We start from the raw sequence: 14,101 nt of genomic DNA on the forward strand, positions 1-14,101 counted from the left end.
AATAATCAAAGGTCTTTTTACATTACCAAACAGATAGCCTTGTTCTTGTATCATTTTCATCAGTTATATACTCAACATTCTCAAACCCACAATCCCTTGCATTGTCATATAATAATTCAAGGTCCTTCTTATTTTTGCAATATATCGTGACATAGCTACAATCAACCACTAACAGAACTAGGTGACACTTGCTTATAATAAACTCTTCATAAGTATCAATATCAGAGAATTCACCTTTTAAATATGCTTGTAAATCAGCGAAAATCATATAATATTTATTACCTTCTAATAAATTTTTGAGTTCAGCCCCGTCAATAATATCTCTATCTTCTGAGAAAAGTTCTTTACCTAATTGGTCATTTTCTACTATATATGACTCACCATCGCCAATTCGCCAACTAAAAACAGTAATGTCGATTGGCTTTAGCACTTCTCCAAGCAAACTTCCATATTCGTTTGGAATTTCAAAACGAATTCCTCTCCTCATAACATTGCCCCCCTCAAGATTATTATAAAACGAAACAGCTTGATAGCTATGCAGCAATTTTTCTTTTCATGGCATTCTTATTTTCATCAGTTCATCTAACGGCTGTTTTGCCTCTAACTCAAACTCTACTACACAACCATTTGGCAATATATTTCCTATTAACGATGATTCATTCTACTCTTTATGCACCATCAAACGGAAAACAAATAAAATTAACACTTCTAAAAGAACATAAGTTCGTATATAATAAGAACAAATGTTCCGATATAGGAGTGATTACTCTGTATGACTATTCTCTATTACCAAACCGATACATCTTATGCGTAGACTTACAAAGTTTTTACGCCAGTGTGTCTTGCGTCAAAATGGGACTCGACCCATTGCATACGAAACTCGCCGTTGTTGGCGATGTGAATAGGCAAGGCTCAATTGTGCTAGCTGCCACTCCGCCGCTAAAAGACTTAGGAGTAAAAAAGATGAGCAGATTGTACGAAATCCCAAGGCGACCAGACATACTTATTGTTAATCCAATTATGGAAACATATATAAAATGTTCAAATTACATAACAAAATTAGCATTACAATACGTCGCTATAGAGGATTTTCACCAATATTCGATTGACGAGTTTTTCATGGATGTAACCGCAAGTCTCCACTTGTTTGCGGATCATCCGTATGAATTTGCGCTGAATTTCAAAAGGGAGATATACAAACATACCCGCATCCACAGTACGATCGGCATTGGACCGAACTTATTAATGAGTAAAGTCGCTTTGGACATAGAAGCTAAGAAAACGAAAAACGGAATTGCTTATTGGGTTTATAACGATGTCCCGGAAAAACTATGGCCAATACGCCCGCTAAGTAAATTCTGGGGTATCTCTCACAGAACGGAAGCGAAATTAAACAGAAAAGGGATTGCCACTATCGGCGATCTGGCACACTATCCGTTACGTTATTTAAAAGAAAGCTTTGGAGTAATCGGCGAGGAACTCCACTTACATAGCAACGGCATTGACTTTAGTCGTATTTCTGAAAAATATGTACCGCATGAGACTTCTATTTGTAAAAGCCAAATCCTTTTACGTGATTATGAACTACATGAAGTTCAGCCCATTCTATTAGAACATACAGAAGAAGTTTGCTACAGACTGCGCAGCAAACACAAACTAGCGCGGACTATCCAATTTTCTATCGGTTATAGCAAGGACTCTCCTGGAGGATTCAAAAAATCATGTACATTAGAACGTCCGACAAACCTAACATTAGATATTTATCGAGTTTGCTTAAGACTCTTAAAACAACTACATACAGGCGAACCGATTCGCACAGTCAGTATCGGACTAACAAATTTAGTAAACGAAGGCGAAGAACAAATCAGCCTCTTCGATGACATATATGCAAGAGAAAGAGAAATCATCCTTGCCAAAACAATGGATGAAATCAGAACACGCTTCGGCAAAAACAGTATCCTACGCGGAGTATCCTACTCCCCTAACGCGACTGGAAGATATCGAAACACACTGATCGGAGGACACAAATCATGAACAATATAGGAGCACCAAAAATAAAAGGCCGAGGAATGGTAAAGTGGCGGCCATTTGCGAGTATGCCAGAGCAATTCCTCGGTATAAAACAACTCATTGAAGATCAAACGAAACTACCACGTCCTATTGTTACACAAGATATGAAGGAAGAAATCGAGAGAGCGCTGCTTGAATCAATGAAATTGCAGAAAACAATTATGATTTCTTATTACCAGGACGGGCAGATTTTGCATGAGACAGTTGTTGTAAAGGCGATTGCAGGGCAGACGGGGATGGTGTTTTTTCGGGATTTGTTTGGGGTTAGTTTGCGGCTTTGGTTTGGTGATGTTGTGGGGGTGGATTAGAATAATAGCTGTTTTAAGTGTGTATACTCATCGTTCGAGATATCGATCAATTAGTTTTACTATTATAGAAAAAATGTTGAGGGCTTCTCTATAATAGTAAAATTAAAAAGTATGAGTTCGATGCGGTATTGAACTCATACCTAAGAACCCGTTTAACGAAATAACCGTTCTATCAATTTGGGTGCAGTTCACCACACAACCTAGCAGAATAGCTGTAGAAATCAATAAATCCATTAAAAAAAAGAAGAGCAACGCTCTTCTCTAGACAGACAAGTCATATAAAAATAATACATAAGTAACGAAAATGGACATCCAAAATAGTCACGGACTATTTAATCATCCTGATTATTATCTAAAATAATTAAATGTTGTTGAAAATAACCTCTATTGTAGCTAGAGTAATTTTCCATAGCTTTATGAACATCAACAACATATCCATTAATTCTCCCAAACTCGAATTGTTTATTTTCTATCTCTGCAAAACCTAAAAATTTAATCAAATCACCATCACAATTAGTACCAGGGAAAATTAATATGTTTCTAATATCAGTAATATCAATTGTCTTTGCATAAAAAAATTGTTTAACTAAGTCTCCCCAACCAGGTAATTTTTCTTTAATACGATAATACTTTGCATCTAAAATAAATAATGTTTGATTTGAAATAAACATAGTATCAGGGACTTGTTTTGTATATTTTATTTGACCGTCTATATTCCAAAAAGGTCTAGGTATTACAACTTCATTTTTCTTTGTACCGTTAAATACAAAGTCACATATTTTTTCCCAAACCGTATGAAAATGGGGTGTTAAGAAAGTAATTACTTTATCACGATTTTTTTCATCAATACTTCCTTTAAGAAATTCAATTAAATTATTGTAAAGGTGAATTTCACGGTCTACAAAAGTTTGTTGTAGTTCTTTTTGAAGATAGTAAATGGCTGTATCCTTATCAATAATTAAATCTACATTTTCCTCATCGAAATCTATCCCACTAAATAACCAACCATAAAGGTTTAAAGACTGATAAACAGCATATTGATGAATTCTATAAATCAAATTATTGAAGTCAGTATTTCTTTTTTTAGTAACATAATCTAAGTAAACTGCTTGTCCATTAGTTACGACTGGATTAAGCTGTTTAGTTGTACGGCCCCAATTAATACGTCCTTGACCATTAAAAATATACGATTCCTTTTGAATGTTTATTAATCCATTCAATATATAATCCTTTAAAATCCAAAAAGCCGCTGCAATACTATTATTGTCTCCTGTACCACCTAGTAGGTTGTTTTCATACTGATCAATATCATTTTCTTGTTTATATCGAATTAACGTAGCCAATAGATTGATAGTATGTTTTTTTAGTACATCAAAATCACTTGGAACATCGTACCCTTTTGGGAAAACAACGATGACATTATCTTTTTCTATAACTACCCCTGAAAATTCAAATACTAATTTATCTTGTTTACGAGAACATAACCCATCAATAAATAACTGGTCAGGAACTATTTTTTTTGTATCCAAAAACGAATATTCTTTTAGCTCCACAAACGGGAAGATATGGTTATCTTTATTCATCGTTACTATTATCTATCCCGGTCGATAATTCTTCAGGTGAATCGTTTTCCATCGTTAATCTATCATCTGTGTCACTAGAGATATCGCTATTGTTAGGATCATTATTCTCTTCTTGTTCTAAAACCATTAGAAATTCACACTTAAAAACAAGTTCGCCATCTTTATAACGAACCACTAAATCAGAAAAAGTAGTTGGATTTTCAAAGAAATAAGTTCTTTTGTGTCTTACAACATCATCCCACAAATAAATTAAGAGCTTTGATGCTATAATTTCTTGTTTTTGCTCATCTGATTTATCTTCTAAATCTGCTGGCTTTATAAAATATGGACCAACATGTTTATCCTCGTTTATTCTAATATTGTTATCTGACAATGTTTCGTTTATTTTACCAATAAATTCTCCCCATTTAACATATTGTCGACCGTAAGGTATCAATTCATTTTTATGCCCAGCATTCTGAATATCTATTGGTCGGTATTCAAAATTCCATCGTCTTTTAAAAGCAGAATCCATAACAAATACGCCTTGATCTGCACTATTCATCGTAGCTACAATATTTAAGTTAAACGGTATGCTAATTTCATTGTCATTTTGGTCCTTTTGAATGCCTTCAATACTCCTTAAATAATTAGCAATTTCAACATTGGTAACAGAATATGTACTATTTCCATCATCTTCTCTGTCTAGCAATTGAAATAAATCGCCAAACACAGCTGGAGCATTCGCTCGATTTAGCTCTTCTATAATTAAAGTGTACATTTTATCTTCATGTTGAAGAGCTTCCGACAATGCTAATGTAAAAGGTCCGGGAACAAATCTATAATCAATTAGTGGCTCTCCTTTAGAAAATCGTTCACCATTATTGTCATTAATTTGTCCTGTACCACCTTGTCTATAAACAGGAACTGGTTTATAATTTCCAACAAAATCTTGGTAAGTATATTCTGGATGAAAAGTAACTCTTCGTCTATTTTCAGGAAATTCTCCATTTAGATAATGACTCTTTCCTGTTCCAGGAGCCCCGTAAACAATTAAGTTTTGTCCTATTCCAATTTCACTAAGTGAATCATTGAAAGTAGCATCAGTATCTCCAGCATTATTTTTTGGATTTTCAATATCTAAATCCATTTTTAGTTTGAAAATAAATTCAAACCGATAGACACTAGAATTTTCTTCATATTTATTAACTGTTACCTCAGTAATTTCTGCTAAAGGTATCCTCATAATCCTTATAAAACTACCTGTTCTGCCGGCTGAAGATTTTAGATACAATCTTCTTCCTTGTGTATTGGTTGGATTTATTACACATCTTGGAGGAAAGATTACTTCTTCTTGCTGTTCATTTTTAATAGTCTCTAATTTTTCTTTCCATGAAAGGAATGAAACTTCATTGTATTGACCCATAATTTGATAATTATATTCAAATTGAACAGAATAAAGATAATTAATTAATCCTTGTTTAGAAAAATAAAAAACATCTTGGTCTGAAAAAGTATAAGTGGCTCTTCCCCTTTCATCTACTCCTGGTACTACGTTAAAAAAATTTCTAAATCTTTCTTCTGCTTCGTCTCCCTGACCAAAATAAATAGTAATTTCTCCATTTCCAGTCAGTCCCCTTTTTTTTACGCTTCCATGAACATTACTTGAAGTTATAGGAACCGTCCAATGATCTATTAATGACATTTTAAACCCTCCAAATTAATCTAAAAATAATAAAAAGGAAAAGCATTTAACATGCTTCTCCTTTAAGTGTAATTCTATTAGGCTAAACTATCTAGTCATTAACTACTAAAAAATCATCAATCGAAATTTGTTCATACGGTGCAGGCTTTGTAATATCTTCTGCTCTTAAAATTTGTTTCATAATTGCAATCAATACGTCAACCACAATAGAATTACCTGCTTGTCTATACATTTGCGTATCAGACACAGCAATTTTGAAACTATCACAAAATCCCATCAACCGTAAGCACTCTCTAGGTGTTAGCTTTCTTATTCTCCCTTTTGTTGTAACATAATTATCAACGCCTGCTCGATGCATCTTTGTCATGGTTGCTAACAACGGACGAGCCACTTCTAAATCAATTTTAGGTTTACTATAAAAATTCTTAGTTCCACTAGCTAAAACATAATCCACAAGTTTTTCTGATAAATAATATTTTTCTTCAATAAGCTCTTCATTATTTAAAGACTGCTCTCTTACTTCTTCGAATACAAAATCCCCATGCCAATTAAATTGTTGATTGGCTTTTTGACAGAGACCAATCTCACCATTTATTTGAGTGTACTGTTTTTGAATATTTTTAGGACTAGTTACAAATTCAATTCCTTTTTTTCCTAAATAATATTTTTCCGCAGTATTTTCTAAAAGAAAATCTTGCATCGTTTTTTCCAACGGAATAGATTTTGGAAAATCAAATTGAACATCTTGCTTTTTAAAACCTACCACAAAAAGACGTTCACGATTCTGAGGAATACCATAATTTTTAGCATTTAAAATAGCATAATCCCACTTATAACCCAATTCACTGAAAACATTTTGCATGATAGTCCAAGTATTTCCATTATCATGACTCATAACACCTTTAACATTTTCATAAATAAAAACTCTAGGCTGTATCTCTTTTACCAAACGAGCAAATTCATAAAATAGAGTTCCTCTAGTATCTTCAAACCCCCCACGTTTCCCAACCATTGAAAACGATTGACACGGACTACCTCCAACAAATAAATCCACTTGATTCTGATAAACAGTTCCATCTAAAAACCTTACATCCCTATAAAAATCATCAGGAGAAATACTGTAGTTGGAAAAATAACTTTTCTCTACAAAATTAGTTTTTCTACTCATTCCATATAAACCGTCAATATATTTCTTTTTTTCCTTGGCAGTTCTTAAAGTAGATAAATGTGCTTTAATTTCTTCCTCACTTTGTTCCACCTCAATATCACCATTATCACAAGCAAAAACAATATTATGAGGAAGTTCTAGTCTTTGTAAAGCATGCTCAATAGCACCTATCCCACTAAAAACAGTAGCTAATCTTATCATTTTTTTCGTTTCCCTTTCTTATACGAACTTATATTCTCTGAATTTGATTTTATTATAAAAAGTCCATTTTTACCAGACCCAGATATGATTCAGAACATTAAGAAAATTTTATGCAAGATAATAAATATAGAAAACTCAACAAAAAGAAGAAAAAGAATAACAAAAACTACCAAAAAAAGAGTTCTCCTAACCCTAAATAAAAAAGGAATTGGATACCCAATTCCAAACAGACAAGTCATATAAAAATAATACATAAGTAACGAAAATGAACACCCATATCACGTTTGCATTTCTTTTCGTATTTTTCCTACTGTTGTTGGACTTCCTTTCCTAAAATTCCCCTTGACCCTCCTTGCAATTCCTTTGTCAGAAAGCTCAGGATTGCTCAATAACAATTCTTGAATCATCTCTCGTGTATTTGTATGATTCACCGCCCCACCCTTCTTACGTTTCGCTCGCATCTGACGTTTAGACTTCTCATTTTTAGCTTCTGTTGTTTTTACTTTTAATTGAATTTGTTCTTCTAACGTAATATCAAACCATGCATTGCGTGTTTCAGTCTTGAAACGATATAACTTTTCTTTGTTTAATATTTGCGTTTTTAATTCACTTTCTGGCAATGGATTTTTAAATCGTTGATTGATTTCCGATACATATAAGTAGCTTTCCTCATACAACGTCTCATCACGCTCGTATCGATGCGATTTTCGTTCGTTTCACTGTAGGAGGTTGAACAGACGAAGGAAAATCTTTGATAATTCTTGGGTGTCTTTTTTTATGGATCGAAACAGAAGAGAAAAATAGTCTTTAATCATATATACAGCTTTATATTCACTCAACTCTTGTTTCTTCTTCATGAGAAGTAGCTTCCGTATTTGAAACATAATAGAGGAACAGAATAGAATGGCAATCAGCTGCCCATACAAATGGCATTCCAATCGTTCACCTGAAACTGTAACGGAATGGTTGAAACAACATCCTCATGTCCAAGTAGTGAGTCGTGATAGATTTACAAGTTTTCGTCAAAGAATTTCAGATGCGAATCCTTCTATTCTACAAGTGTATGATCGATGGCACTTTATTTAAAATATAAGAATTAAAATCTAATACATTTAATTACGTAGTTAACGTTTGATAGTCTCACATAATAATTAAAACATTAAAAATACGTATATAATAAATGACATTGAAATTTTAGCCACTTTCCAACAGTAAATGACCCTTTTATAATAAAATTAGTAAGTAATTCATGTGAAGTGGTTTTTCGTTAAAAACGTAATAAAAATAATTGATATACACATGATCCTAACTTCCAAACATTTACAGGGTAGAAGTCGCTGGTTCGAACCAAGTCGGCGTCATACATAAGAGACCCCATTGAATATCAATGGGATCTCTTATGTATGGCACTAAATGAATGAAACGGCACTTTTAGGACAAAAATATGGCAGAATAATCTATATTCCCTATTATTTATAGAAATAAAACCGCCCTTGCAGGTAGTTTCACTTTACGCTTATATACTTACCTTCTCTTACTCTATTTCCATGTCATTTAATACGTTTTCTTTCAAATAAAGAAACGCTGCTTGCTCTTCTTTCGTCATACTACGAAAATCATGTGTTCCATCTAGCAATAACCAACTCGCATCACCTATGATATTCCGATACCGCTTCCGTTCTATCTCGTTAGGTATCAACGTTAGTATTTCTTTGACACTAGCGATTGAAAACCTACGCTTTGCCTCATCGATAAAATATACCGAAATGTAATCAATTTCTTTATTAATCTCAAAATAATATGTATTATAACCACGTTTCACTTCTGCAATATGCCGTATTAACTTCTTTCCCTCTGATACAGATACTTTACACTCCGCCAACTGCTTCATTTTCTTCTCCCCTTTACTAAAATTTCCCCCTCTATTACATGTAAAATTTTAGCACTTCAAGGTTAACGAAATGTAAATATAGTATAAATTCCACATTAACAATAATTAAATTTTCCTTTTATGCATTGTCAATGGAAAAATAAACAAAATTAATCCTCAAACAAGAACGAATGTTGTTGTTTGTTATTATCCCCGCTTAGAAATTTTTTAATTGTTATCCTCATCTAGTAACTCCAACACCGAATGATCCGAATATCCAAGCAACCGCTCTCGATGCGAGAAATACGTTTCTAAAATTGCATCCTTTAAAGAAAGAAGAGATGATCCGTGAAAATCCAAATGTGAAAGAAAAGCTCAACTATCTGAAAGAGATTGTAGAAGATCATCAAGAACACTTTCAATTTTCAGAGGATACTGATGCACGAATTGGACATAAAACAGTTGACTCCTCTTTCTTTGGATATAAAACACATATTGCGATGAATGAAGAACGCATTATTACAGCTGCGGTGATTACAACAGGTGAGAAAAGTGATGGCAAATACCTTCAAACATTAGTGGAAAAAAGTCGTGAAACAGGAATGGAAATTGATACGGTCATTGGAGATACTGCTTATTCGAAAAAAGGGAATATTCAATATGCGAACGGACATAAATTGCAATTAGTATCAAAATTAAATCCAAATATTACACAGGGTAAACGTCAAAAAGAAGATGAATTTGAGTTTAACAAGGATGCTGGCATGTACGTGTGCAAAGCTAGACATATGGATATCCGTAAATCACGTACTGGTAAAAAGGGAATAAACAATAATCAAAAGCACACTTACTACTTTGATATCAAAAAATGCAAAGTATGCCCATTTAAAGATGGGTGCTATAAAGAAGGTGCAAAAAGTAAGACGTATTCTGTCAGCATAAAATCGACAGAACATAAGGAACAACAGGTATTTCAAGAAAGTGACCACTTCAAAGAAAAAGTGAAAGAGCGTTATAAAATTGAAGCGAAAAATAGTGAACTAAAGCACAGACACGGGTACGATGTGGCTTCTTCCTCGGGTCTTATTGGTATGCAAATGCAAGGAGCGATGGCTATATTCACTGTTAATTTAAAACGAATTATGACCCTATTAAAAGAAAAAAAGTAACAAAAATATAGAAAGAAAGCCGCCTTTCTTGTTTTACATATGTTTTATGAGATGAAAAACTTAAGTTTTTCAGTGGCCTCGTTGATGTACGGATTATCACTGCTACAAATAAAGATTTAGAGCAGCTTGTGAAAGAGGATAAATTCAGAGAAGATTTATTATACCGGATAAATGTGATACACCTGCATATTCCTTCATTGCGTGAGCGAATTGATGACATCCCTGTCCTATGTCAACACTTTATCGATAAAACCAAAAAGAAAACAAACAAAGCAATTTTTGGGGTCTCACCAGAAGTCCTCCAATTATTCCAGCTTCATCAATGGCCAGGAAACATTCACCAGCTTGAAAATGTGATGGAACGAGCTTTCCACTTTTGTCAGGTAAAATATATCGAATCTGTTCATCTGCCACCAAGTTTTTTTGAAACCCTCACTAAAAAAGAAGAATTTGCATTAGATCAACAAGAAGTGGGAGTAAAGAATCGACAAGATCAAATGAACAAAACTGACCGCAATATCATACTTGCTGCATTAACTAAAGTGAATGGAAATAAAACAAAAGCCGCGGAGTTGCTCGGAATCAGTCGCTCAACTCTATATCAAAAGATAAAACAATATCAAATAACAGAAGCTCGTATTTTTGAAAACTCCTTTAAAGAAAAAACAATATTTTAGAACAGTGTTGAAAGTGGATAAAGTTATCATAAACGAAACTAACCCCTTATAGAATTGGTTCCTAGTGAAAGCTCAAGTGGAGAAATTGCGAAAAACTAGAAATCGTCATGTACGTTGCTTATTAATAGAATCCCCTTGGATTGGTAAAGGAATTTTATGAGTAAGGACTTGAAACTTCCATGTTAAATAATTGAATATTTACATTTAAATAATCAACTATTTATGTTTTAATATTCTATGTACATAAAAGGGATAATTGGAAAATTATATTTAATATGTTTTAAGAAAGGGGAATGTTTTTTATATGGAAACTCCAGAAAATCAATTTAAACGTGCACTTAATCCTTGGTTCTCCATTTGGATAAAACCACGTGATACAATGAAAGAAATTTTCATATCCAAACCTAAGAATGTGTTTTTACTTATTTTATTAGGCTTATTCGTACAGGTTTTAGATCGAGCATCTTCCAAAAATATGGCAGATTCAATAAGTAGTCCATTTCCACTAATCTCAATAGTTATATTCAGCACCTTCGTTGGTGCCTTAATTTATTATTTTTTGCTACCAGCGTTATTAAATTGGGTAGCAAAAAAATTTGGTGGACAAGGTGACTTTGAAAAAACACGTTACTCTATTGCCTATTCTTATATCCCTTATATTTATTCTCTTATATTCGTTTGGGTGCCTTCATTTTTCTTGTTTGGGATAGAAAACTTTACGAGTGAGACACCGAAAATGGATAGTAGCACAACTTTAACGATTTTGTTCCTTATTTTTGGCATAATTGATTTAGTTATTGGAATTTGGACAATCATTATTTCCTTAAAATGTTTAGGAGAAGCACACCAATTTTCAGCATGGAAAGCATTAGTAACAACAATAGTGTCCTTTTTGATTATCATTCTTCCATTGGTAATAATAGTAATACTTATAGCAGGGGTTACAACCCTTTAATAATTTATTTGCTTCGTATAGACTTTCCTACTTCAAATTCAGGTAAGTTTATCCCGCTACTCGCGGGCGCGATTGCTAAACAATGAGCAGACGCTATATTACTTGTCTGTTCTATAAATGATTGAATGTAAATAATTAAGAAACCCAGCTCATCTTCTCATGTGAAGGTAGCTGGGTTTTTAAAGTTGGATATGCAAAATAGCACTTAAAATATACGTAAATTATCGGTCAAATTAAAAAAGGCTCCTTTTTTAAGCCTTTTCGTTATACTCATTTTCCATTGTCCCTATAGCAAATATGATTCTGAATCTTTATTTTTTCTTCTTATTTATCCAAACGTTTTCTACGTGCTGTTAGTAATATTGACTTGCTGCGGTGTACTAGTGGTTAACACTTAAAAATAGAGATATAAAAGAATCATCGTGACCACTGAAAAACTTCCATTTTTCCTCTCATAAAACACATGTAAAACAAAAAAGGCGACTTTTCTTTCAAAATTGAACGGAAAGTCGCCTTTCTTTCTATATTTTGTTCCTTTTTTCTTTTAGTAGGTTCATAACACATCACCATCAAGTTAAGAAAAGCAAATACCACAAAACGAAAAAATAAGCTTTTTTGTTACAAGTTATTACAAAATTTCGTTCTGAGGATACTATAAAATTTTAGCTTGATGGGCATCGGGTACCACCAGCATTTTGGAAAAAACACGCTAAGCAAAAAACAACTAGCCCCTCGTAGGAGGTACTAGTTGACGTAAAATTCGTTATCTGAAATAAAAAAGATTTACAGAACAAAGAATATAGATTATGTATCCATGGAGATGCAGTCCCAAGCTTCATTTCTATAACTGATTAGCCAGAACAAGCCTCTTCGTCTTTCAACAACAATACTTTCCTGCATACCAGCAGTTGCTTCTCTCCCATTAATTCTATCATGTACACAGGCCCAATGAAGCCGATAAATGAGGTCGGCCTCGTCCAAAATCTCTTCTGCACTTCGTAATCTTGTTTGTTGATAAAATTCATTAAAAGAACCACAATTAGAAACGAGTTTAATTGCGTAATGACAGTCACAGACCTCTTTTGGAAATTTCAGTGTATTCACGAGACCTATCGACCAAAGTAAAACCCATTGAGCTTCATACTGCCATGCAATCTGTATGGCTTCTTTCTGGTCAGGTTGCTCTGAATTTAGGAAATCTCTTTCCTGCTTCGTTAATGATTCAACCACATCGAATTTTTTCAGCAGCTCCATGACGAACTCTTTGGAAGTTTTCAAATCTCCTTCTTGGGCAACATCACAAGCATATTGTATAACAATCAGCAAAGCTACTGCTCTCTTCGTAATCTCTTCTCGACTTCTCAACTGAATACTTGTCAAAGGCGGCAATTGAGGCAACCCTTCGATATATGGAATCCCTTTATCTTGCAGGTTGCTTATCGATTTCTGCCTTCTTTTTTCCCCATCGATAGAAGTACTTTCCTGTCGCATTATTATCTTCGTACACGCGTGAGGAGTAAATTCTGAAGGACCAGAGGATCCATCTGGAAATACGATTACTTGTCCATCCTTCCCGATGAGAGTACGATCAGGGATAAAACCAATACCGTTTACCTGATTGAGTAACTTAAGGAACAGTTCCACGTAGTCATCACTATAATCCTTCTTCGTCTCTATAGCAATTATGGTATTAATTACAGAAATCTGTGCCAAAACCATCGTCTTAAGGCGTTCTTCTTGAAATGCAATTTGATCGTACATATGCATCATTCCAGGAATATTATTGGAAAAATAATCAGGAGATGATTCTTCAGAATCCACCCGAATAATAATTTTATTTTTGCCAAATAGTCTCTTCGATTGAATAGTATATTCATTTTTATTGCGTACAACCTTGAATCCATTTTGGAAAACTTGAGTAATGAAACCTTCTATATCATTTGTATCGTTCCTTGATGCAAATATCGTGAAAAATCTCAATTTTCCCCCTCCTCTAATGCTTATATTCAACTTAGCTATTAAATTTAGAAAAACAAAAGAACATAATCTGTTTAGCATACTATACGTGACTAATATATTAAACAGCCTTTTTATTATGGCTTGTTCTTCAACTAAAGTCCGTATTAGTGAAATAATCTAATCTATGCTCTTGAGCTTCGATACCACTATTCTCCTTTTGGCTTATAACCGATATCGACCATTGATTTGTTAAAATCATCGATCCGATTAACGTCTCTAACCACAGGCATTATATCAATGATAGGCTTTGCCATTAGTCCGTTTACGGATGTACTGCCAATGTGGTGAATATCAATGATTTCGGGGCCGAATATCTTATGCAATCTATTAGCTTCTTCTTCAAACATTGAAGGCCATTTCTCGTTATATGGATTCGCTTCAACTTTTCTCATTCAGA

At 33.7% G+C, this 14,101-nt stretch carries 13 protein-coding genes and 2 pseudogenes; 6 read left to right on the forward strand and 9 right to left on the reverse strand.

The window, feature by feature from the left end:
* Positions 1-22: 22 nt before the first annotated feature.
* Positions 23-487 (reverse strand): DUF2691 family protein, encoded by a 465-nt coding sequence (locus BM211_RS12220; RefSeq protein WP_090997592.1) that lies wholly within the window; start codon positions 485-487, stop codon positions 23-25.
* A gap of 281 nt (positions 488-768) precedes the next feature.
* Here BM211_RS12220 and BM211_RS12225 point away from each other — a divergent pair, with 281 nt between their 5' ends.
* Positions 769-2,034: a Y-family DNA polymerase gene (locus BM211_RS12225; RefSeq protein ID WP_090997689.1), complete on the forward strand. Its 1,266-nt coding sequence runs from the start codon at positions 769-771 to the stop codon at positions 2,032-2,034.
* Positions 2,031-2,378, forward strand: a complete 348-nt coding sequence (locus tag BM211_RS12230; protein WP_090997595.1) for a YolD-like family protein — start codon at positions 2,031-2,033, stop codon at positions 2,376-2,378. The genes BM211_RS12225 and BM211_RS12230 overlap by 4 nt, the downstream gene beginning before the upstream one ends.
* Before the next feature lie 332 nt (positions 2,379-2,710).
* Here BM211_RS12230 and BM211_RS12235 read toward each other — a convergent pair whose 3' ends face one another.
* The 5 genes and pseudogenes from BM211_RS12235 to BM211_RS12255 form a co-directional block, all read right to left on the reverse strand.
* On the reverse strand, positions 2,711-3,961 hold the full coding sequence (locus BM211_RS12235; RefSeq protein ID WP_090997598.1) for an LlaJI family restriction endonuclease: 1,251 nt from the start codon (positions 3,959-3,961) through the stop codon (positions 2,711-2,713).
* Positions 3,954-5,645, reverse strand: a complete 1,692-nt coding sequence (locus tag BM211_RS12240) for an McrB family protein (RefSeq protein WP_090997601.1) — start codon at positions 5,643-5,645, stop codon at positions 3,954-3,956. Before BM211_RS12240 ends, BM211_RS12235 begins: the two co-directional genes overlap by 8 nt.
* A 91-nt stretch (positions 5,646-5,736) precedes the next feature.
* Positions 5,737-7,014, reverse strand: a complete 1,278-nt coding sequence (locus BM211_RS12245; protein WP_090997604.1) for a DNA cytosine methyltransferase — start codon at positions 7,012-7,014, stop codon at positions 5,737-5,739.
* A 278-nt stretch (positions 7,015-7,292) separates the two neighbouring features.
* Positions 7,293-7,691: a hypothetical protein gene (locus BM211_RS26465; protein ID WP_177206928.1), complete on the reverse strand. Its 399-nt coding sequence runs from the start codon at positions 7,689-7,691 to the stop codon at positions 7,293-7,295.
* A 42-nt stretch (positions 7,692-7,733) separates the two neighbouring features.
* Positions 7,734-7,961: pseudogene (locus BM211_RS12255) on the reverse strand (IS4 family transposase); the annotation flags it as partial.
* Between BM211_RS12255 and BM211_RS25950 the strand changes: the two are divergent.
* Positions 7,918-8,100 (forward strand): transposase, encoded by a 183-nt coding sequence (locus tag BM211_RS25950; protein WP_177206929.1) that lies wholly within the window; start codon positions 7,918-7,920, stop codon positions 8,098-8,100. The pseudogene BM211_RS12255 and the gene BM211_RS25950 sit on opposite strands and share 44 nt — an antisense overlap.
* 448 nt (positions 8,101-8,548) lie before the next feature.
* Here BM211_RS25950 and BM211_RS12260 read toward each other — a convergent pair whose 3' ends face one another.
* Positions 8,549-8,905, reverse strand: coding sequence for a hypothetical protein (locus tag BM211_RS12260; RefSeq protein WP_090997607.1), 357 nt, complete (start codon positions 8,903-8,905; stop codon positions 8,549-8,551).
* A gap of 305 nt (positions 8,906-9,210) precedes the next feature.
* On the opposite strand from BM211_RS12260, the pseudogene BM211_RS12265 reads away from it, so the two are divergent.
* From BM211_RS12265 to BM211_RS12275, 3 genes and pseudogenes are all read left to right on the forward strand, one after another.
* A pseudogene (locus BM211_RS12265) lies at positions 9,211-10,053 on the forward strand (transposase); the annotation flags it as partial.
* A gap of 128 nt (positions 10,054-10,181) precedes the next feature.
* Positions 10,182-10,730, forward strand: coding sequence for an AAA-type ATPase lid domain-containing protein (locus BM211_RS12270; protein ID WP_090997610.1), 549 nt, complete (start codon positions 10,182-10,184; stop codon positions 10,728-10,730).
* Positions 10,731-11,034: 304 nt separating this feature from the next.
* A complete protein-coding gene (locus BM211_RS12275) occupies positions 11,035-11,685 on the forward strand; it encodes a Yip1 family protein (RefSeq protein ID WP_090997613.1) in 651 nt (216 codons plus the stop codon).
* A gap of 804 nt (positions 11,686-12,489) precedes the next feature.
* Here BM211_RS12275 and BM211_RS12280 read toward each other — a convergent pair.
* Both BM211_RS12280 and BM211_RS12285 read right to left on the reverse strand, forming a co-directional pair.
* A complete protein-coding gene (locus tag BM211_RS12280; protein ID WP_035431988.1) occupies positions 12,490-13,665 on the reverse strand; it encodes a DUF4272 domain-containing protein in 1,176 nt (391 codons plus the stop codon).
* A gap of 185 nt (positions 13,666-13,850) precedes the next feature.
* Positions 13,851-14,096: a GrpB family protein gene (locus BM211_RS12285; RefSeq protein WP_035432104.1), complete on the reverse strand. Its 246-nt coding sequence runs from the start codon at positions 14,094-14,096 to the stop codon at positions 13,851-13,853.
* Positions 14,097-14,101 lie beyond the last annotated feature (5 nt).

Origin of the sequence: Bacillus sp. 491mf, assembly GCF_900112415.1 — a bacterium.
In the GTDB taxonomy this organism is placed as follows: Bacteria; Bacillota; Bacilli; order Bacillales; family Bacillaceae_G; genus Bacillus_A.